The organism is bacterium, assembly GCA_014360495.1.
Taxonomy (GTDB): Bacteria; Armatimonadota; JACIXR01; order JACIXR01; family JACIXR01; genus JACIXR01.
Genome location: JACIXR010000017.1, coordinates 1 through 20139 on the forward strand (window position 1 = coordinate 1; position 20139 = coordinate 20139).

15 protein-coding genes and 1 rRNA gene are annotated in these 20139 nt (G+C 46.4%); 5 read left to right on the plus strand and 11 right to left on the minus strand.

Annotation, left to right across the window (positions count from 1 at the left end):
• The 7 genes from tuf to H5T88_10580 form a co-directional block, all read right to left on the minus strand.
• On the minus strand, positions 1-123 hold a 123-nt coding region (gene tuf, locus H5T88_10550), incomplete at its 3' end, for an elongation factor Tu (protein MBC7330773.1).
• A 1-nt stretch (position 124) separates the two neighbouring features.
• A complete protein-coding gene (gene fusA / locus H5T88_10555) occupies positions 125-2248 on the minus strand; it encodes an elongation factor G (GenBank protein MBC7330774.1) in 2124 nt (707 codons plus the stop codon).
• A gap of 18 nt (positions 2249-2266) precedes the next feature.
• A complete protein-coding gene (gene rpsG, locus H5T88_10560; GenBank protein ID MBC7330775.1) occupies positions 2267-2767 on the minus strand; it encodes a 30S ribosomal protein S7 in 501 nt (166 codons plus the stop codon).
• A 1-nt stretch (position 2768) separates the two neighbouring features.
• Entirely contained in the window at positions 2769-3146 is a 378-nt protein-coding gene (locus H5T88_10565; protein ID MBC7330776.1) for a 30S ribosomal protein S12, read from the minus strand.
• Between the two features lie 86 nt (positions 3147-3232).
• Positions 3233-7153, minus strand: a complete 3921-nt coding sequence (gene rpoC, locus H5T88_10570) for a DNA-directed RNA polymerase subunit beta' (protein ID MBC7330777.1) — start codon at positions 7151-7153, stop codon at positions 3233-3235.
• Positions 7146-11123, minus strand: coding sequence for a DNA-directed RNA polymerase subunit beta (locus tag H5T88_10575; GenBank protein MBC7330778.1), 3978 nt, complete (start codon positions 11121-11123; stop codon positions 7146-7148). Before H5T88_10575 ends, rpoC begins: the two co-directional genes overlap by 8 nt.
• Before the next feature lie 336 nt (positions 11124-11459).
• Positions 11460-12266, minus strand: a complete 807-nt coding sequence (locus H5T88_10580) for an IclR family transcriptional regulator (protein ID MBC7330779.1) — start codon at positions 12264-12266, stop codon at positions 11460-11462.
• 73 nt (positions 12267-12339) lie between these two features.
• On the opposite strand from H5T88_10580, the gene H5T88_10585 reads away from it, so the two are divergent.
• The 3 genes from H5T88_10585 (at position 12340) to rrf (ending at position 14078) form a co-directional block, all read left to right on the plus strand.
• Positions 12340-13398: a uroporphyrinogen-III decarboxylase-like protein gene (locus H5T88_10585; protein MBC7330780.1), complete on the plus strand. Its 1059-nt coding sequence runs from the start codon at positions 12340-12342 to the stop codon at positions 13396-13398.
• Positions 13385-13942: a class I SAM-dependent methyltransferase gene (locus H5T88_10590; protein ID MBC7330781.1), complete on the plus strand. Its 558-nt coding sequence runs from the start codon at positions 13385-13387 to the stop codon at positions 13940-13942. The genes H5T88_10585 and H5T88_10590 overlap by 14 nt, the downstream gene beginning before the upstream one ends.
• A gap of 19 nt (positions 13943-13961) precedes the next feature.
• Positions 13962-14078: ribosomal RNA gene (gene rrf, locus H5T88_10595) — 5S ribosomal RNA — on the plus strand.
• Between the two features lie 11 nt (positions 14079-14089).
• On the opposite strand, the gene H5T88_10600 is transcribed toward rrf, so the two are convergent.
• A complete protein-coding gene (locus H5T88_10600; protein MBC7330782.1) occupies positions 14090-15208 on the minus strand; it encodes a hypothetical protein in 1119 nt (372 codons plus the stop codon).
• 19 nt (positions 15209-15227) lie between these two features.
• Positions 15228-15491, minus strand: a complete 264-nt coding sequence (locus H5T88_10605; GenBank protein ID MBC7330783.1) for a TMEM165/GDT1 family protein — start codon at positions 15489-15491, stop codon at positions 15228-15230.
• 35 nt (positions 15492-15526) lie between these two features.
• On the opposite strand from H5T88_10605, the gene H5T88_10610 reads away from it, so the two are divergent.
• On the plus strand, positions 15527-16357 hold the full coding sequence (locus H5T88_10610) for a sulfite exporter TauE/SafE family protein (protein ID MBC7330784.1): 831 nt from the start codon (positions 15527-15529) through the stop codon (positions 16355-16357).
• The gene (locus H5T88_10615; GenBank protein ID MBC7330785.1) at positions 16354-16719 is read left to right on the plus strand and encodes a DUF1634 domain-containing protein; all 366 of its coding nucleotides are present in this window, start codon (positions 16354-16356) and stop codon (positions 16717-16719) included. Before H5T88_10610 ends, H5T88_10615 begins: the two co-directional genes overlap by 4 nt.
• Before the next feature lie 2 nt (positions 16720-16721).
• Here the strand turns inward: H5T88_10615 and H5T88_10620 are convergent, their stop codons facing one another.
• Both H5T88_10620 and H5T88_10625 read right to left on the minus strand, forming a co-directional pair.
• Complete coding sequence (locus tag H5T88_10620) at positions 16722-19190, minus strand: leucine--tRNA ligase (GenBank protein ID MBC7330786.1); 2469 nt, start codon at positions 19188-19190, stop codon at positions 16722-16724.
• 119 nt (positions 19191-19309) lie between these two features.
• Positions 19310-20008, minus strand: coding sequence for a DUF1559 domain-containing protein (locus tag H5T88_10625; protein ID MBC7330787.1), 699 nt, complete (start codon positions 20006-20008; stop codon positions 19310-19312).
• Positions 20009-20139 lie beyond the last annotated feature (131 nt).

Here is a 20139-nt window from a genome sequence, read left to right on the forward strand (position 1 = left end):
CAACCCCTCCTTGGAAAGGACGAGGGTTATCGCCGAGGTGAGCGTCGTCTTGCCATGGTCCACATGTCCAATAGTTCCTACATTAACATGTGGCTTCGTTCTCTCAAATTTCGCTCTTGCCATATCACTTCACCTCCTCGCTTTTTAGAGAAAGCTCGCAAAGGGCACCCGCTCCCCTTACGGTGGAGATGAGCTCCTTTGCTAAGCTCTCGGGAAGCTCACTGTAATGAGATGGCTGCATAGTGTATATACCTCTCCCTTGTGTAAGAGACCTTATGACTGTGGCGTAGCCAAACATCTCCGCCAAGGGGATGAATGCACGAATTGTAACCGTATTGCCTGGGGAAGGCTCTGTTGATTCCAGCTTCCCCCGACGAGCTACCGTGTCATTGATGACATCGCCAAGATATTCCGTAGGAACAACTATCTCTACTTCCATTATAGGCTCTAAAATAATTGGTTCAGCCTTGGCTAATGCTTCTCTGAAAGCCTGGGAAGCTGCCAGTTTAAAGGCTATCTCCGAGGAATCAACCTCGTGGTAGGAACCATCAATTAGAGTTACTTTCACATCAACAACTGGATAACCGGCAAGAACACCATACTCCGCAGCTTCCTCAATCCCAGCTTTTACTGCGGGAATGAACTCTTTAGGGATAGCTCCCTGGGTGACCTTGTCTTCAAACTGCAAACCACTCCCCCTTGGAAGAGGTTCAACTTCTATCACAACATGCCCATACTGTCCCCTACCACCCGATTGGCGAATATAGAAACCCTCCTGCCTCACCTTCTTCGTTATCGTCTCTCTATAGGCGACCTGCGGTTTGCCCACCCTCGTATCAACGCCAAACTCCCTCTTCAATCTATCCACAGCTATTTCCAAATGGAGCTCTCCCATCCCAGAGATAATGATTTGCCCCGTTTCAGGGTCAGTATGGACCTTGAAGGAAGGGTCTTCAGTGGCCATCTTTTGGAGAGAAGATGCAAGCCTATCCTCGTCTGCCTTTGTCCTTGGCTCTATCGCCATAGATATTACCGGTTGAGGGAATTGAGGTGCTTCAAGAACTATCGGTCTCTCCTCACTACATAGGGTATCACCTGTGATTGTTGAAGGGACCCCCACCACAGCAACTATATCTCCGGCATATGCTTCAACAATGTTTTCTCTGTAATTGGCGTGCATACGCAAAATCCTTGCCACTCTTTCCTTTACCATCTTTCTGGGGTTGTAAACCATATCGCCTTTCTTTAGGGAACCCGAATAAAGGCGAATGAATGTCAATTTTCCCACATGGGGGTCAGCCATTATCTTAAAAGCTAAGGCACAGAAGTCTTCCTCCTCACTTGCCCTCCGGATTTCCTTTTCACCTGTTAAAGGATTGACTCCCTCAATTGGAGGGATGTCAAGTGGGGAGGGTAGATAATCAACGATTGCGTCCAATAGCCTTTGGATTCCTTTATTTTTTAGGGCGGAGCCACAAAGCACGGGAACCATCCTATATGAGATGGTGGCTCTCCTTATAGCCTTCCTTACATCCTCAATTGTGAAGGCATCGTTCAAGTACTTCTCTAAAAATTCGTCATCGGTCTCCGCTATTTTCTCCAACATCTTTATTCTCTCCAACTCAGCCAACTCTCTTAGGGAAGCGGGAAATTCCTCTAAAGCACGCTCTATTTCCTGCCCTTCCTCTGACGAGTAAATATAAGCTTTCATTTCCAAGAGGTCCACGACCCCTTGGAAATCCGATTCCGCCCCAATCGGTATTTGGATGGGAACAGCGTTGGCACCGAGGCGTTCCCTTATTTTCTCCACTACATTGAAGAAATCAGCCCCTATTCTATCCATCTTATTAACGAAGGCAATCCTCGGAACCTTATATTTGTTTGCCTGCCGCCAGACAGTTTCCGACTGAGATTGGACCCCACCCACTGCGCAGAAGACGACAACAACCCCATCCAAAACCCTTAAACTCCTCTCCACCTCCACGGTGAAATCCACATGTCCTGGAGTATCTATAATGTTAATAGCGCATTCCTTCCAAAAACAAGTGGTAGCAGCGGAGGTAATCGTTATCCCCCTTTCCTTCTCCTGCACCATCCAATCCATAACAGCTGTCCCCTCGTCCACTTCTCCCATACGGTGGATTTTGCCCGTATGGAAGAGGACGCGCTCGGTAGTGGTGGTCTTACCGGCGTCTATGTGAGCAGCGAAACCTATATTGCGAATTTTACTCAGGGGATATTTCCGCATATCAATTACCTCTCTACATTACCATCTATAGTGGGCAAAGGCGCGATTGGCTTCCGCCATTCTGTGCATCTCTTCCTTACGCCTCATAGCGCCCCCAGTTCCATTGTAAGCATCTATAATTTCTCCTGCTAACCTTTCCTCCATCCTTCTTTCCGGTCTCCTATAGCCTTGCTCTAACCTACCCTCTGGTCCCCTGGCGTAGGTAACGAGCCACCTGATGGCAAGGGAAAGCGCCCTCTGCTCCCTTACAGGAATGGGCACCTGATAGGTAGCACCACCAACACGACGGGGGCGCACTTCAACCTCGGGCTTCAAATTCGCAATTGCCTGTTCAAGGACCTCTACGGGGTCCTTACCAGTCTTTTCTCTTACTATGTCCAACGCCCGATAAACTATCTTCTCCGCAAGGGATTTTTTCCCTTTCTTCATAACCCGATTTATAACTCTCTGCACCAGCTCACTGCCGTAGACCAAATCGGGCTCAATCTTTCTGGGTGGAACGCTACCTCTGCGCGGCATATTATTTCACCTTTGGAGGCTTAGCTCCATACTTTGAGCGGGCTCTTTTTCTGTCTTCCACACCCGCCGCATCAAGTGTTCCTCGCACGATATGATACCTAACACCCGGCAAGTCCTTGACACGTCCCCCTCGCACGAGCACTATGGAGTGCTCCTGGAGGTTATGTCCGATGCCGGGTATGTAAGCGGTTACTTCCGCTCCACTTGTGAGGCGCACCTTGGCGACCTTCCGCAGGGCGGAGTTAGGCTTTTTAGGGCGTGCGGTTCGGACAATAAGGCACACCCCCCGCCTCTGCGGACAGCCCGCTAAGGCGGGAACCTTTGTCTTTCTTGTTTTCTTCTTTCTTCCTTTTCTAACTAATTGATTGACTGTTGCCATAGTCTTCTATCAAACCTCCACAAATTTTTGCCCCTCTTCTCAGAAATGAGGGGCATATTATATATTAAATCAATTTTGTTCATTCGTCAAGAACCCTCCCTTGCAACGGGGATTAAATTTAGATATTTTGAGAAACCCGTCCCCGCAGGTATAAGCTTCCCAATAATCACGTTTTCCTTCAAACCGATAAGAGGGTCTCTCTTCCCCTCTATTGCCGCCTTCGCGAGAACCTGGGGCGTTTCCTGGAAGGAGGCAGCCGACAAGAAGGAATCGCTGGCTAAAGCCGCCTCCGTAATGCCGGAAAGTATCCTCTCTCCTTTCGCTATTCGCCCACCCTCCTTAGCCACCCTCCTGTTCTCCTGATTGAACACATCCACATTCACAATCTCGCCTGGCAAAAAGTCTGTGTCGCCCGGGTCTTTCACCTTGACCCGCCTCAACATTTGGCGAATGATTATCTCAAAGTGCTTATCGTTTATGTCCACTCCCTGAGACTTGTAAATTTGCTGAAGCTCCGAAATCATATAATCGTATACACCTTGTATTCCCTGATATTTGAGCACGAGGTTCAAATCAACAGGACCTCTCGTAAGCCTTTGCCCGGCTTTAACCTCTTCTTTCAACCCCACTAATTTCTCACCTCTATAAGGAGTAAGGTATCTCCTCTCTATTACAACCTCTGGTATACTTTCGGCATATTCCTCAACCAAGAGCCTGATATCCTCTTTCTTCAGCTTTGTTCCAGCGGTTAATATGATTCTGCCCGTCGCAGGGTCCTTCACATCTTCCCCTAATACCTCGCCCAATAGCTCCTCACTAACCTTTTCACGGGAGTGAACGATAACCGTAGGTAGTCCCGCTCTTTCCTCTCTTATATCAACAACCACTCCATCTTTCTCAACTATTATCGCCTCACCCCTCAGCGTCTTACTTACCTCAAACAATCCCTCAACCCTATGTATTCCCTTCTCGGGAATCTCAAGAGCTTTGAGAATCCTTTGAAGAGCGGTGGTAACTTCCTTAGTTGTCATCCCCTCTAAGTCAACAAGCCCCCTCTCCATATCCTCCCGAATAGTCTTTATAGCTTCTCTTCTCCAAATGGTTGTCAGACCTCCCACCCTATCTACGACGGTTCTTCCCGCCGTTCCACCGGTATGGAAGGTTCGCAAGGTGAGCTGGGTTCCAGGCTCACCAATTGATTGCGCTGCGATTATCCCGACAGCCGTTCCTTTCGCAACGAGCTTCCCCGTGGAAAGGTCTGCTCCATAACAACGCGCGCAAACACCCAATTCAGCCTCGCAGGTAATGGGTGAACGCAACCTAACGCTCTGAACACCTGCTCTCTCTATCTCTTCCGCCATCTCCTCGGTTATCAGCTCGTTAGCCTTAACCATAACCTCTCCCGTTTGCGGATTCTTAATATCCTCTACTGGACATCTACCCTTTATTCGCTCCGCTAATCTCACTATAACATTACCTGACTCATCCTTCACAGGACCCACTTCCAAGCCTCTAACTGTTCCACAATCATCTATACGAATTATCACATCCTGAGCTACATCAACCAACCTCCTCGTGAGATAACCCGCGTGGGCGGTGCGCAAAGCTGTATCAACGAGTCCTTTTCTCGCTCCATAAGTGGAGATGAAGTATTCAAGGATAGGCAATCCCTCGTAGAAGTTGGATGTAACTACAAGGTCTTTAATCAGACGGTCAAATGGGTCACTCATCAAACCTCTCATACCCGAGAGCTGAACAATCTGCCTCTCGCTTCCCCTTGCACCTGACTTCGCCATCATAACTACGGGATTGAAGATATCGGCATTCGCTATCAATTGCCTAGTTACCTCTTCACCAGCTTCTTTCCACAGGTCTATTATCTGCCTCTCCTGTTCGTCCGGGGATATGATACCTTGCTGATATGCTTCATCTATTTCCTTCGCTTTCTCCTCCGTCTCCTTTATTATTCGCTCTTTTTCCGTTGGCATATTGAGGTCTGATACCGAGAAGGAGATTCCCGATTTAGTCGCTATCTTAAAACCAAGCTCCTTCATATCATCAAGGAACTTAGCCGTCCTCTCTTCCCCATATATTTTATGGCATTCCTTTATCAAATTGCGGATGAGCTTCTTGTCAACCTCTGGCTTGCTGAGGTCCCACCAACGCATACTCTCGGGCAGAATCTCACTAAACAACAACCTCCCAACCGTAATATCCACTATATTCCCATCTTCCAACCTCACTTTGATAGGAGCGTGCATATCCACTTCCCCAAACTCCCATGCCAAAATCGCCTCGTTTGGATTGGCGAATATCTCTCCTGTTTGCACATATGCCCCTTTGGCATCTTCCCTAACCTTTGTTAGGTAATGGATACCGAGGACTATATCTTGGGTGGGAACAATTATGGGGTCGCCATGAGCAGGGGATATGATGTTATGAGTGGAGAGCATAAGCGCGCGAGCTTCTGCTTGAGCTTCTTGGGAAAGGGGAATGTGAATCGCCATCTGGTCCCCGTCAAAATCAGCGTTGTAAGGAGGGCATACAAGGGGATGAAGTTGAATTGCCTTTCCTTCTATCAAAACCGGCTCAAATGCCTGAATGCTCATCCTATGAAGAGTGGGAGCCCTGTTAAGAAGCACTGGGTGCTCCTTAACTACCTCCTCCAAAATATCCCAAACAACTGGATCCATCCTCTCAATTACCTTCTTTGCGCTCTTTTGAGAGGCCGCGTATCCTCTCTCAATCAGAGCCCTCATCACAAAGGGCTTGAATAGCTCCAGAGCCATCTCCTTGGGCACACCGCATTGATGAAGCTTGAGCTCCGGACCAACGACGATCACCGCGCGCCCTGAAAAATCAACCCTCTTGCCAAGCAGATTCTTCCTGAACCTACCCTCCTTGCCCCTGAGTATATCTGAGAGTGAGCGTAAGGGGCGTCCCTGTGGTCCGATAATAGGACGCTGTTTGCGTCCATTATCAAGAAGAGCGTCAACCGATTCCTGTAGTAGTCTTTTCTCATGCGTGAGGATGGAAACAGGGGCACCCATTTCTATCTGGTGCTTTACCCTGTTATTGCGGTTTATCAACCTTCTGTAGAGGTCGTTTAGGTCAGCGCTCGCCAACCTTCCACCCTGTAGCATAACCATAGGGCGAAGGTCAGGTGGAAGAACAGGTATAACCTCCAAAATCATCCACTCCGGTCTCTGTTTGGAGCGTCGGAATGCCTCAACTATCTGCAACTGCTTTATACGTTTGATCAGCTTCGCACCTGTTAACTCCTTTATCTCCTTCCTAAGCCTTCTTGCTTCTTCCTCAAGGTCTATCTTTTTCAAAAGCTTTTGAATCGCCTCAGCACCTATAGAAGCGACAACTATGTTTTCGTAATGTCTACCAAGTCGTTTTGAAATTGTCCTATTAACGGCTTCCAAACCCCTGAACTCGCTATCCGTCAGCAACATTTTCTCGTAAGCTCTCTCAAACACATCCAAACCCACATCCAACAACTTTTTATCCTCTTCCCTCGTAACCATTTGCTTCTCCATTTCCACCGCCTCCCTTATGCTCTCCATCTCCTCTTCCCTTCTCTTATAATCAACATCGGTAATAATGTAAGCATCAAGATAGATAACCCTTTCTACCTGCTTAGTAGGCATATCAAGAAGATTGGCAATGGGGTTTGGAACCATCTTAACGAACCAGATATGAGCGACCGGGAAGGCAAGCTCGATATGCCCCATCCTCTCCCTTCTCACTTTTGAGGTCGTCACTTCCACCCCACAGCGATTGCAGATGACCCCCTTATAGCGAACTTTCTTGTACTTACCGCAATGACACTCGTAATCGTTTACTGGTCCAAATATCCTCTCGCAGAAGAGCCCGTCTCTTTCAGGTTTTAGGGTCTTATAATTTATTGTCTCCGGTTTCTTGACCTCACCGTGAGACCAGCTCCTTATGTCATCTGGAGAAGCTATTCTAATTCTTAAGGCGGTTATGAGATTATTCATTCTCTATCGCCTCCCCTTCCTCAGTAGATTCTTCCTCCTCCGTCTCAGGTGTAACATTCAAAGCAAGGGACCTGAGCTCACTGAGGAGGATGTTAAATGATTCAGGCACACCTCCCAATTCCAACACCTCGCCCCTTACGAGCTTGGCAAAAGCCGCCCTTCTCCCTTCCACATCATCCGATTTTATCGTTAACATCTCCTGGAGGGTGTGTGCAGCGCCATATGCTTCAAGCGCCCAAACCTCCATCTCCCCGAACCTCTGCCCACCAAATTGCGCCTTCCCACCAAGGGGTTGCTGGGTGATAAGGGAATAGGTGCCTGTTGAACGAGCGTGCATCTTATCCTCAGCGAGATGTTCAAGCTTCATTATATAACCATAACCAACCGCCACTTTCTGGCTAAAAGGTTCGCCAGTCCTCCCGTCAATAAGGGTGCATTTGCCTGTATTCTCGTCAAACCCTATCCTCTCATTTATGATTGCCCTTATCCTATCACATATCTCTTTCTCGTCTTTCTTGTCCAATCCCACCCCATTGGCTAAGGGAGATACCTCCTCCTTTGGAAGCTGCCTTATAAGCTTCTCAAGATTATTGAGCGTTTGCTCAAATGTTTCCCCGCTCTCCAATTTATCAAGAACCTTAGGGGCTGTCTCCTCCAGGAACTCTATGAGTCTTTCCCGCCTCATTCTATCCGTTACCCTCTCCATCAATTTCTTTATATCCTCCTCTTTAGGACCCCGGAAGATAGGGCACACAAAGGAAATGCCCTCGTTTTTACTCACCCAACCAAGATGCAGCTCGTAGAGCTGCCCAATATTCATCCGTGAAGGGACGCCCAAGGGGTTGAGGACTATATCAACGGGAGTCCCATCTGGTAGATGGGGCATATCCTCAACGGGAAGAATCTTAGCGATTACTCCTTTATTCCCATGTCTTCCGGAAAGCTTGTCCCCAACCATTATCGGGCGTATCTGGGCAACATAAACCCTCACTAATGAGTTCACCCCCTGGGGCAGGGTATCCTCCTCTTCCCTCACAATCTCCGCACCGCATACCTCACAGGAAAGCTGCTCAGATGTGGGCTCCTTGCTGAAAATGTATTTCTTTTCACAGCGAGGACAGAAATATTTAAATCGCGAGAATATCTTAACATCAACAACTATTCCCCTTTCCCCATGAGGCATCCTCAAGGAAATATCCTTCACATCCTCCCCAGCTTTCCCGAAGAGAGCCTTTACGAGCTTCTCCTCGGGCGTGAGTTCCCTTGGAGCCTTAGGGACAATCTTACCAACCAGGATATCGTGAGGTCCGACCCTTGCCCCGATGCGAATTATACCCATCTCGTCCAAATTCTTTAGATTCTCCTCACCTACCTGTGGTATATCCCTTGTTATCTCCTCCTCACCCAAAGGTGTCTTACGCGTCGTTGTTTCGTATTCCTCTATATGAATAGATGTTAACACATCCTCCCTTACCAGCCTCTCGGATATGACTATTGCGTCCTCATAGTTATAACCTTCCCAAGGCATATAAGCGATGAGGAGGTTAGCACCCAACGCTATTTCCCCTTTATCCGTGGAAAGGCTGTCTGCGATTACTTGACCCGCTCTTACCTTGTCGCCCTTATCCACAATCGGTCTTTGATGTATGCAGGTTCCCTCATTGGAGCGCCGGAAATTGTATAGTGGATAAACGTCCCTCTCGCCGTCCATTCTCCTTATGACTATTTCCTTTCCATCCACCTTTTCCACAATTCCATCCGCCTTTGCTATAACGACCGCCTGGGAGCTCTCAGCTACCTTTGCTTCCATTCCCGTCTTTATGACGGGGGCTTGGGGAATAAGCAAGGGAACAGCCTGCCTTTGATAGTTAGCGCCCATCAAAGCTCTGTCCGCATCATCGTGCTCAAGGAAAGGAATTAGGGAAGCAGAAAGGGAAAATACCTGCTCAGGAGCTACCTCCATATACTGTGCCCTTTCCCTCTCAATAACTGGGAATTCCTTGCCATGCCTCACTCTTATATACTTCTCTACTAATCTTCCCTCTTCATCTACCTTAGCATCAGCGGGCACTATATAGGACTTCTCTTCCTCCTCTGGGTCTAAGTAAACTATTTCATTAGTCAACCTGCCATTGTCCAATTTTCTATAAGGAGTGACGATGAAACCATTCTCATCAACCTTAGCATAGCTCGTCATAGAGGTTATCAACCCGACATTTGGTCCCTCGGGGGTCTCAATCGGACAAATTTTTCCATAATGAGAAGGATGGATATTTCGCACCTCCCAGCTAACGCTCCTCCTCGTTAAACCACCCGGACCGAGAACTGAGAGGCGTCTCTTATGGGTGAGCTCGGATAGGGGATTAGTTTGGTCCATAAATTGGGTGAGCTGTCCCGTTGCAAAGAAGGCTTTTATCGCTCCCTCCAAAGGACGGGCGTAAATGAGCATCTCGGGAGTGATTCCCGCTTTATCACGGGGGATGCTTGCCATCCTCTCCTTTATCGCTCTCTCCAATTGAACAAAATAAGGGCGAAGGAATAGATGGAGAAGCTCACCCACCGGTCTTACTCTCTTATTCTTTAAGTGGTCTATGTCATCTGGCTCGAACTCTCCCTCCTCAAGAGAGGAAATTTCAACCATATATTTCGCAACACCAACGAAATCCTCCTTCGTAAGCCACCGCACATGGGATGGGACATTTATGGAGAGCTTGGCATTGAGGCGTCTTCTACCCACATCGCCAAGGTCATAATGCCTCAAATCTCCAAGATATCCATAAAGAAGAGCCTCAGCTCCCTTGATATCTGCATGCCTCACATCACCGGACCGCATAACCTTATAGAACGCCTTCAAAGCATCTTGCTCAGATACAACCTTCAAAAGAACATCCTCTCTTATAGTCTCCTCCATTTTCTTGGGAAGCTCATATACGATCAATCTATCTAACCCCAGCTTCTCTATCTTTCTGGCGAGCTCCTTCTTCTCAATCTTTGTGAAGGCGGGAACTACGACTTCTTCTCCCTTTTTAACATCCTCTCCAACATACTTGCCTAAAAGGTCCTCCGCATTCGGTCTCTCTAAAACTACTTTCTTACCAAATAACTGGATTAAATCCTCATTCTTGCTGGAAGGACCCGGTGGAGCAATGACTTTTATCACATCGTCTCTCTCCAAAGCAACCCTTGGCTCAATCGGAACTGGACCATCCCAGCTTGACCTTCCCCTTACCTCTTCTATCCTCTCCGCCGTCTCCTCGTCTATTGCCTCACCCTTCTTCACTATTACCTCTCCAGTTCGCTTATCCACGATGTTCTCGTTTGCTATCCTGCCGACCAATAGCTCCTTCTTTATGGGGAGATATTCGCTATTTAAAGCCCTGATTAAAAGGGTGATGGGAAAACTCCTCGCCTTGCCTATAGTTACATATATAGCTTCCGCTATCTTCAAACCCCGCGTTTCCTCCTGGTTCGTTTCCACCCATCTTCCCTCCGTGCGGAACTTTATCCACGCTCCTTCGGAGGGTATCAATTCTCCCTTATAGGAAATCGCTCCTCCCTTCTTAACGCCCATTGAGGTGTCAAAATAAATGCCAGGTGCACGAGTCAACTGGCTTACCACTACTTTCTCCGAACCATTAATGATAAATGTTCCCCTGCTCGTCATCAATGGAATGTCGCAAAGGTTTATCTCTTGTTCAGCTATTTCCTCGCCATAGGTGTAGTTGATGAGACGAAACTTCACATTTAAAGGAGCGTGATATGTCAGAGATTGAGCTCTGCATTCATCCTCGCTATAAGGTGGTTCGCCGAGAGTATAATCTACGAATTCCAAGACCATCGTCCCGGTATAATCCCTTATGGGGAAGAAGGTCTGGAATAGGTCTCGCAGACCCTTCTCCAAAAACTCCTGATAAGATTTTCGTGGAACCTCTAAGAGGTCCGCACGCTCAAGAAGAGAAACCTCCGTAATTTTGGTTGTTTGGATGGTTTCCTCTAAACCCAAGTTCTTTCACCTCTTTATAGATTTTTGGGTGAAGCGATAAATAGCCCCCTCTCACGAGGAGAGAGAGCCTCATTAAAATCACAGGAAAAATCACACACTAGCATATTAATGCAAAACGGGATAAAGAATCAACGACACGGCTTCTAACATAAGCCTGCGGGAAACCGGATGGTATGCGAGATTACACACAAACTTATATTATAAAAGCAAATGTCCATATCGTCAAATTTTTTCTCCATGTTTGACCAATTATATTAGACTAAAAAATGGCTCAAAATGTTTCAATGTTTCATGCAAAAAATTTCACTCTGATAATACATAACCAAGCTTGCTGGATATTTTCTTCCCAGCTTCGGTTAATCCCTTTATGAATTCCTCTATCTCCTCTTGCGAATGTTTGAAGAGAAGGGTTATTATCCCAATTGCTCCAACAAGGTCCCTATGGGCATCAAATATAGGAGCAAAAACGCCGAGAATTTCCTCCCGATACTCCCCTCTATCAAGAGCATAGCCTTGTTCTTTAATCCTTTCCAATTCCTCCTGCAAGGCTTTGGGGTCAGTTATAGTGTTAGATGTGAATTTATGTAAACCTTTCCCATTGATGTAATCAGAGAAGACATCCGGCGTTGAGTAAGCTAACAATATCTTACCACTTGCTGTGGCGTGAAGGGTAGGCACATCGCCTTGAGAGAAAACCAGATTCACCTGAATATAACTTCTGTTTGGTAATTCAATGATAGGGAACTCTTTGCCTCCTCTATAGGAAATAACTGCTACTGTCTGGTTGAATTTATCCCTTAATCTCTTTGCTTCAGGATGGCTTGCTGTGAAAAGGTCTGTTTTAGCAAGATAGCTAAATACTAACTCTACCAAACCCAATCCAATGCGGTATTTCTCCTCCTCTTCCTCAATGTATCCTACAGCCTTCATAGTTGCGAGGAGATGATGAAGAGTGCTGGGGATAATGCCCAGCTCCTGGCTCAATTCCTTTAAAGGCACACCCTCGGGACGCTCGGCGAGGAACCTGAGTATTCTGCCCGTCTTTTCTACACACTTAACCCTGACTTTTCCATGGGGGAATCTTGCTCTCTTGCCTCTTGTTCTTTCCATACGACCTCCTCCTTTGATTTGTATATAATTATACTAACCAGTAGTTAAAAAGAAAAAAGGAGGAATAGATAACATGCCGAAAGAATCAATGACGCCAAAAGAGAGATGGTTAGCAGTTATTACCCATCAGAAACCCGATAGAGTGCCTCTGGATTATTGGGCGACTGGAGAGGTTACGCAAAAACTTATGAAGTATCTCAATTGCTCAAGCTTTGAGGAATTAGCAAAACGCCTTCACCTTGATTATGTTGTGGGAGTTGCCCCAGCCTATATAGGTCCTCCTATACCGCCGGGCGAGGATATTTACGGATGTAAGTATAAAGAAGTGGATTACGGCACAGGAGTATATGCAGAGTGCATCTATCACCCCCTCGCGAGGTATAACTCCGTTGAAGAAATAGAGAAGAATTACACCTGGCCTAGCGTTGATTGGTTTGATTACTCCGTCCTCCCTAAGCAGATAGAGGGGAAAGAAGATTATCCGATAAGCGGCGGGGGCTCCGAACCGTTTTTAATCTACAAGTATCTCAGAGGTCAAGAACAAGCTTTCATGGATTTGGTTTTGAATCCAGAGATAGTGCATTATTGCTTGGATAAGCTATTTGATTTCTGTTATCAAAATACTCTGCGCATTTACGAAACTATACCCGGCAAGGTAATGCTAACATATGTATCAGAGGATTTAGGAGCTCAGGAAGATCTTATGTATTCTCCCGAGCATATTCGCACATTTCTTTTGCCCCGGATGAAAAAGATGATTGATTTAGCTCACCAGGCGGGAGCATTTGTTTTCCATCATAGCGATGGAGCTATTAGGAGAATTTTGCCGGACATGGTATCGGCAGGAATAGACATATTGAATCCCATCCAGTGGCGATGCAAAGGTATGGATAGGAGAGAATTGAAAAAGGAGTTCGGGGATAAGATTGCCTTCCATGGAGCAATGGATAATCAATGGACATTGCCCTTTGGTTCTGTAGAGGATGTAAGAAAGGAGGTAAGAGAAAACATAGATATCTTAGGGGAAGGAGGCGGTTATATACTCGCTCCCTGCCACAATCTTCAGCCTATAACTCCTTTGGAGAACATAGTCGCTATGTATGAGGAAGCCTATAATTATGGGTGGTATTGAAAAAATGCGTTATGAAGAATATTCCTTTCCTTATTTATCTGGAGAAAAGGTAGAGATACTGGCTAAGGGAGAATCGCTCTTTCCCCAAATGGGGATTAAGGAAGGGAAGATAATCGTTGATTTCGGCTGTGGTCCGGGCGCATTTACAATTCCAATCGCGAGAATAGTAGGGAAGAGTGGGATAGTCTTTGCAATTGATAAGAACGAAAAATTCCTAAGCGATTTAAAGGAAATGGCGGAGGGAGAAGGGTTGGATAACATAAAGATTATAAAAGTCCAAGATGAGGGAAAGCTCCCCCTCCCCACAGCTTCCGTTGATGTCTTTCTTCTGTTTGATGTCCTCCATCATCTTGATTGGAACAAAATCTTCTCCGAGGTCAAAAGAATAACCAAGCCTGCAGGTAAAATCTGTGTTTACCCTCACCATCACTTGGATAGAGAAAAATTGGTGGAGGAAGTTGAGACCTTTGGACTTCGCTTAGAAAAAATACTAACATTTTCCATTTATGTTTTTGTAGTTGACGATGGAATGGAAAGGGGTTAAAATTATAATTGTCTAACCTTCTGGTGCCCATAGCGGAGGGGAAACACCCGGTCCCATTCCGAACCCGGAAGTTAAGCCCTCCAGCGCCGAAGATACTCACGAGGGGACTCGTGGGGAAAATAGGTCGGTGCCAGGAGGTTAGACTTTTTATTTGGACTTAAACACAGCCCTTAGGAAGAAATACTCCGCATCGCTTCTCGTTCCCTTATCCTCAAACCAGCTCTTATTGTAGCAAAGCACCAAGTCAACATTAGGATTTAGATTATAAATCCCCTTCACTTCCAGCATACTGTTAGAGTTCTTTATCGTCTCCAGTCCCTGCCATTTGTAATTTTTAACATCAAGCGTTGCTGTCAAGCCGAATTTTTCATGAGGTTGTCCACCCAATTGAAGGATTAAAGAAGGCTTCTCTCCTGCATTTTGCCTGAAAGCTGCTAGCGCAATCATTTTGTTTTGGAAAAATCTCTTTGAAAGCTGGGAGAGAATTCCTGCCCTTTTCTCCGTATTCAGATTTGCTGGGCTTACTTCGTAGTAAAGGTCATAGTAAGCGGGCACAAACTTTTCTCCATATAGCAAAAGCTGATTGCTCCATTCCCAACCTTGTTTTCTAAACACTATCCCCAAAGAAACACCGGCGCCGTAATCCCTCAATTTCGCCCACTCAGCAGTAGCATATAATCCTATTTTATGGAGGGGAATCTCCAAATCAACTCCATAAGCTCCCTTAGCCTGTCCCAAAGCTACATTAGCGTTATCATCCCATACTATCGTTGCACCTATATTGCTTTTACCTATACGCCCCCTAAGACGGACAATGTTCAGCTCACTTGGAGTTACGAGAAATTGTAGATTAGCCTTTGGAGAACCAAGGCGTCCAAAATAGCACCTCTGGTCAAGCGAGGTATACTGGTTAACTAAGAGCCCGTAGCCGAAGGTCGCCTTCACTATCGGGCTATACCTTAAGAATATATTTCCCTTGTTATATTCAACAAAACCAATTCTCAGAAATCCCTTCTTTTTCTCGGGCACATCGCCCCTAGAGTCATAGGAAATATTTATATCCATCCCACCCTTCAGGGGACCTACTTTAAAAGCCTGCTTTATCACCGTTTCCATCGCTTGCTGCTCACCAAATCCCATCTCGCTTATTCCCTCATATTTTATCCCTTCGCTAACCGTTGGATACGCCTTCTCTCCAACGAATACGACCTCATCGGCAAAAAGAGAGAGGGAAAGAAGCAACACCAACGCCAAAAGCTTTCTCATAACACTATACCTCCTTTCTTTACTTTCCGAAAATCGTCCAGATACCGACGACTATAAATAAGGCTCCAGCTACGATTTTAATATATTTAGATGGAATGGTTAAGGCTAATGTCCTGCCAATTGCCACAGAGATGACTGTAGCGAGAGATAGACCCAATATGACACCCAAATAAACCACGATTGGCTTCTGCCTCGTGGCGAAGCTTATCGCCGCGATTTGCGTCTTGTCTGCAAATTCCAAAAGAAAAATGGTGAAAATTATCGTTAAAAAATCCTTCAACATGGTCAAAAACCTCCTTACTTTTTAATATTTTTTATATGAGCACCCCTTTGTCAATAATAACTTTTTTGATTTCTTTAATAGCCGGTTTAATCGGCTCACTCCTCGGATTAGGTGGTGGCATAATTGTTACCCCCTTTTTAACCCTCGCCGCACACATAGATATCCGCCACGCCATTGGGGCTTCCCTCATCTCTGTAATAGCCACCTCCAGCGGCTCAGCTGTCGCCTACTTAAGGGAAAGAATCACTAATATAAGAATAGCAATGTTTTTGGAAATCGGCACCACCCTAGGAGCTTTAACAGGAGCAATAATCGGAACCTCAATAAAAACTAATTTCCTCTTCATCCTCTTCGGCTTGGTTATGCTTTACTCCGCTCTCCAGATGTTTAAAACGAGAAAGCAAGAACTACCAGAAGGAGTAAAGGCGAGCCCCTTAGCCAAAGCTCTGAAACTAAGCGATTCCTACTATGATGATTCCCTGGGTAGAGAAGTGAAATATGAGGTCACAGGGGTAGGGCAAGGGTTATTTACTCTTTACATCGCCGGAATCGTCTCCGGACTCTTGGGATTAGGGGCTGGCGTCTTCAAGGTTCTCGCAATGGATACCCTAATGCGCCTTCCTATGAAGGTCTCCACTACGACAAGCAATTTTATGATTGGGGTAACTGCTGCAGCGAGCGCAGGCTATTATCTCGCTTCTAGGATGATAGACCCTCTCATTGCCGCTCCTGTAGCCTTAGGCGTTCTCGTGGGCGCAACGATTGGAACAAGAATATTATTGAAAGTAAGAAACACAACTATAAGGCTCCTTTTTGCCCTCGTCCTCTTCGTTATAGCAGTGAGAATGATCTGTGAGGGATTATGAAAATGGGAAACGGAAATAACCAAAAATTTGAGCTTATATTAAGCTATGTATTGCTGATAGGTATAGCTCTTAGCGCCTTCTTAATTTTCCTCGGCATCTTGTTAGCCCACCTTCAACCTCTCCCCGTTTCTCACGACATACTTTCAATTCTTAAATCCTATTCGGGATTTAACGGCTACACCATCCTATCCATCGGCTTTATCCTCCTCTTAGCCACCCCTATTATGAGGGTCATCTTTGCCTTTTTCCTCTTCTTGCTCAACAGAGATTGGACTTACACACTCATATCTCTGCTCGTGTTTCTAATTCTTATTGCAAGCCTCGTTCTTGGGGGATTGGGCGGAAAAGCGATAGGTCCTTAAGATCACTCAACCACTATACTGACAAGCCTTTTGGGAACAACGATGAATCTCTTCAACTGCTTACCCTCTAAGTATCTCCTCACCCTCTCCAATTTAAGCACCTCCTCTTTTATTTCCTCCTCGCTCGCCTCAGCTGGAACTTCCACCGTTCCCCTAACCTTTCCATTCACTTGTATGGGAAGCGTCAGCGTCTCCCTTTGAATGAGCTCCTCTCTCCATTTAGGCCAGCTCTCGAAATAAATGCTCCTTCCTTTCCCCAACCTCTCCCACATCTCCTCGCAGATAAAGGGAGCAAATGGAGAAAGCAAATGGATGAGCATCTCCAAACCCTCGCTAAAAGAAACCCTCCATCTTTCATCCTTATTGTCTTCCTGCGTCCAACCGTAAAGCGCAGAAGAAAATTCCATTAAGCTTGCAATTGCAGTATTGAAATGAAATCTCTCAATATCTTGTGTTACCTTCTTGATTGTGGAATGAGTTACCCGCCTCTTCTCTTTGTCTCCAAGCTGGTCTATCTTTCCTCGCCAATCAGGGTCAAATTGGTCGATGTTTTCCTCAAACAAGCGATAAACCCTACTTAGGAAACGAAAAACTCCCTCCACTCCCCGCTCGCTCCATTCCGCGTCCAGCTCGGGAGGACCTATGAAGAGAGTATATACCCTCGCTGTATCCGCCCCATACTTTTCACATATCTCTTCCGGAGTAACTACATTTCCCCTTGATTTCGACATAGCGCTTCCACCAAGCGTAATCATTCCTTGGGTGAAAAGCCTTAGGAAAGGCTCAGGGAAGGAAACTAAGCCCAAATCATAGAGGAATTTCGTGAAAAAGCGGGAATAGAGGAGGTGAAGGACCGCATGCTCTATCCCACCAACATACTGGTCAACAGGCATCCAATACTCCACCGCTTCTTTATCAAAGGGAGCTTTATCTTCCCTCGGGCTGGTGAATCGGAGGAAATACCAGGATGAATCAACGAATGTATCCATAGTATCAGTTTCCCGCCGCGCATCGCTACCGCAATAGGGACACTTTACATAAGGGAAGGAATGATGGCGAGCAAGGGGCGAGGGACCAGTGGGCAAGAAATCAACATCTTCAGGTAAAAGGACCGGAAGCTGCTCCTCAGGGACGGGAACGATACCGCAATTTGGACAGTAAATCATCGGAATCGGCGCGCCCCAATATCTTTGGCGGGATATGCACCAATCCCTGAGTTTATAATAAACTTTCCTTTTACCTATCCCTTGCTCTTCTGCGAACTTTATAATCGCCTCTTTCGCCTCCTCAGACCACATTCCATTGAAGGGACCCGAATTTACCTGAATGCCCGGCTCAACATAAGCCTCCTCCATCGTCTCCACATCCAAAGAGTTATCGGGTGGCTGTATCACAATCCTTATCGGAAGATCATACTGGCGAGCAAACTCTAAATCCCTTTGGTCATGGGCTGGGACAGCCATTATCGCGCCCGTCGCGTATTCGTAAAGCACATAATCAGCTGTCCAGATGGGTATCTCCTCTTTCGTGAAAGGGTTGAGGGCATAGCAGTTGAGGAAGATTCCCTCCTTTTTCTTCTCCATAGCTGTTCTCTCTATCTCGCTTTGCATCCTAACCCTTCCCACAAATTCCCTTACCTCCGCTTCCAAAGGAGTTCCCTTCACAAGCTCCAAAGTAAGAGGGTGTTCAGGAGCGAGGACAACGAAAGTAGCACCGTAAATAGTATCGGGACGAGTTGTGAATATAGTTATGGAAATATCCTTCCCTATTATTGGGAATTCCGCTTCCAACCCCTCGCTTCTGCCTATCCAATTCCTCTGCATAATCTTGACCCGCTCAGGCCACTCAGTTAGAAGCTCAAGGTCGTTGAGAAGGCGCTCGGCGTATGCCGTTATTCGGAAGAACCACTGTTCAAGGTCCTTTTTCACAACAGGCGTATCGCAGCGCTCACATCTCCCACCTTTAACCTGCTCATTTGCCAAAACAGTCTGACAAGAAGGGCACCAATTAACCGGTGACTTTTTCCTATAGGCCAGGTTGTTCTTGAACAGCTGGACGAAGAACCATTGCGTCCATTTGTAATAATCGGGAGTACAGGTGGCTATCTCCCTTGACCAATCAAAAGAGATGCCTAAGAGGTCAAATTGGCGTTTGATGTTCGCGATGCAATCAAAAGTCCATTTTTGAGGATGTATTCCATGTTTGATAGCCGCGTTCTCTGCTGGCAATCCAAAAGCATCCCATCCCATAGGATGTAGGACATTATAGCCTGTGGCAACTTTATAACGAGCTATTACATCTCCTATCACATAATTTCTCACATGCCCCATATGGAGATAGCCAGAGGGATAGGGGAACATATCCAGGTAATAGAACTTCGGCTTGGAAGGGTCTATGCGGGTTGCATAGATATCCTCTTCCTTCCATTTTCTACGCCATTTATCTTCTATGGATTTGAAATCGTAGGGCATAGGCGATACTGATTATAAATTATAGCGGGAAGAAAGACAACGCCAACAAAAATATTGCGGGCGGAGGGAAATTCCCTCCGCCCGCAATTACCTCCTGAGCTACTTCGTCGTCAATCTTTTTACCAATCTGCCGGATAGCTATAACCACCATTAGGCCAATCCATCCAAGGTCCAGCGGTTGGATGTATCTTCAGCAGACCGTTCTGGTAATCCGAGACGAACGCCCTGTTGGACATCCATTTTACATGTCCATCCGCGAACAAGATGTTAACTCCCTTGCTATGCGCGTCGTGTTTATAATCGTGGGCTGCTATTACTCTGCCAGGCATCCAGTGCCAATCGCAAATAAGACCAGAGACAGCGTCGGCGACGGAAAGGGTTTTCGCCGGCTCAGGGATTTGTGCAAGAGAAGTTCCGTAATGTAGAACCTCGTTCATCCCGTAGCTTAGCCCAGCGGGTGGGTAGGGAGTTGCGGGTCGCCCGCTATCCCTTCCGTCCCACCACCAGGTATCCCAGGGGTTCCCATCGCTTGGACAAACGAAAATCTGCCAGTTCTTGATGTAGGGCTGAAGCAGATAGGGGAAAAGTTCACCGTGATGTAGTCCATCGGGACTCCAAACGAAGTAGGGGTACCTCTCGTCCCAGTCTTGGGTGTACATAGCTATAGCATTACTAATTTGTTTAAGATTGCTCATACAAGATGCTTTTCTCGCTGCCTCTCTGGCGCGAGAGAAGACTGGGAAGAGGATAGCGGCGAGAATGGCGATGATAGCTATGACGACAAGTAGCTCAATCAAGGTAAAGCCACGTCTTTTCATTTTGTTTCACCTCCTTTCTTTATGGGATTGTTAATAGTAACCATAACGGTGAAGGGGGTCAAAAGGGTGTCAAAGAGGTGTCAAAGAGGTGTAATTTTTAAAAAAGGGGCGGGGTTGCCCAAAAGGGCAAC